The sequence below is a fragment of the Mesorhizobium sp. M7A.F.Ca.CA.004.04.2.1 genome (assembly GCF_004022825.1).
Classification (GTDB): Bacteria; Pseudomonadota; Alphaproteobacteria; order Rhizobiales; family Rhizobiaceae; genus Mesorhizobium.
In genome coordinates this window covers 1-1,283 of record NZ_RZPH01001337.1, presented here as the reverse complement: position 1 = coordinate 1,283, position 1,283 = coordinate 1, and the positions used below count along the sequence as shown (strand labels likewise).

At 63.8% G+C, this 1,283-nt stretch carries 1 protein-coding gene and 1 pseudogene; both read right to left on the bottom strand.

Going from position 1 to position 1,283, the window contains the following annotated elements:
* Positions 1-110: 110 nt before the first annotated feature.
* On the bottom strand, positions 111-713 hold the full coding sequence (locus EN893_RS34350) for a hypothetical protein (RefSeq protein WP_127276943.1): 603 nt from the start codon (positions 711-713) through the stop codon (positions 111-113).
* Positions 714-802: 89 nt separating this feature from the next.
* Positions 803-1,283: pseudogene (locus EN893_RS34345) on the bottom strand (ribonuclease); the annotation flags it as partial.

Here is a 1,283-nt window from a genome sequence, read left to right as displayed (position 1 = left end):
GCGTCTCTACAAGGCGAAGTCGACCGGCCGCGACCGCGTCGTCGGCGAGCCGGGCGGCCACGAAGCCGACACGGCCGCTGCATGGACAAAGTCCGCGCGGATTTAGTTCGTTACGACTTCCTCTGCCGTCGAATGCCCGTCACGGTTGAAACCGCCATCAGCGCGATCGCCAGCCATTTCAGCGCCGTGATAATCGGCCCGGCCTCGATATCGTAGGCAATGAACAGCAGGATGCCCGGCACCAGCAGGCCGCATAGGATCATCATGATGCGGTTGATCTGCCACGAGACTTTCGACGCCAACGCCTCGTCGCCGGGCGCGGAAACAAGTGCTGCTCGCATCGTCTTGCCGCCGACCAGCATGGCCGAAAGACGCATCGAGATCGGCAGGCCGAGCCCGATGATCAAGAAAGCGCAAGCGGCCAGCAGCGAGGAGAATTTCAACGCGCTGGTGTCCGCCGGCACCGGAAACAGCAACGTCGCCAGCGGCAGGAAGGCGCCGAAAATGCCGATCGCCGCGATAATGATGAAGATCACCGCATTGACGATCGTGAACAGCTGGTACGTGCCGACGCCGATCGGTTCGGAGAGCGTTCGCATGCGTGCCCATTCGGCGTCGGTATACGAAAAGCCCGGCCATTCCATGCGGGCATCGTTTATCGAGACCATGCCCTTGGCCCAGAAAGCCAGCCGCGCCAGCGCGCTGCTCGTCATGCCATCCATTGCCGCCCCCGCCAGAATGATGCGCTCGCAGCATAGCACCAGGGCACGGCAGGGCGACAGTCCGGTACCTCTGTTGAGAGTTACTGGAAGCCGATCGCGTCGACATTGCCGGTTGGGCAGCCGGCCTTGTTGGTCGGCACCGAAGCCAGCAGCAGGTCCTTGAGCGCGCTGTTCGGGCCGATCGGACCGGCGAGGCCGAGCGTCAGTTCGCCGATCAGCCGCCTGCCGCTCGACGGATCGATGACACAGGACACACGCACCCGGTCGCCTGCCCCCGCGCCGAAGGCAGTGTCGAAAGCGCCGCGAATCTGGTCCGCCGTCAGCTTGCCGCCGATGTTCTTGGCAAAGAGATCGCGCACCGGCGAGCTGTTCACCGCGCGCATCAGGTTGAGCGCGTCGGAGAAATAGTCCTGCTGGCTCTTGCCGTAGCAGGTGCCGTGCTTGATCCATTCATGCCGCTCGAGGTGGGAGGCCGTTCCAGGCATCACCTGATCGAGCTCCGTGCGGGTGTTGGCGTCCAGATTGACCGGCGGCAGGTCTTTCCAGTGGGCCGGATTGTCG

Coding starts and splice junctions, on each gene's coding strand:
- EN893_RS34350 (WP_127276943.1), bottom strand. CDS start 713: ATGACGAGCAGCGCGCTGGCGCGGCTGGCTTTCTGGGCCAAGGGCATG.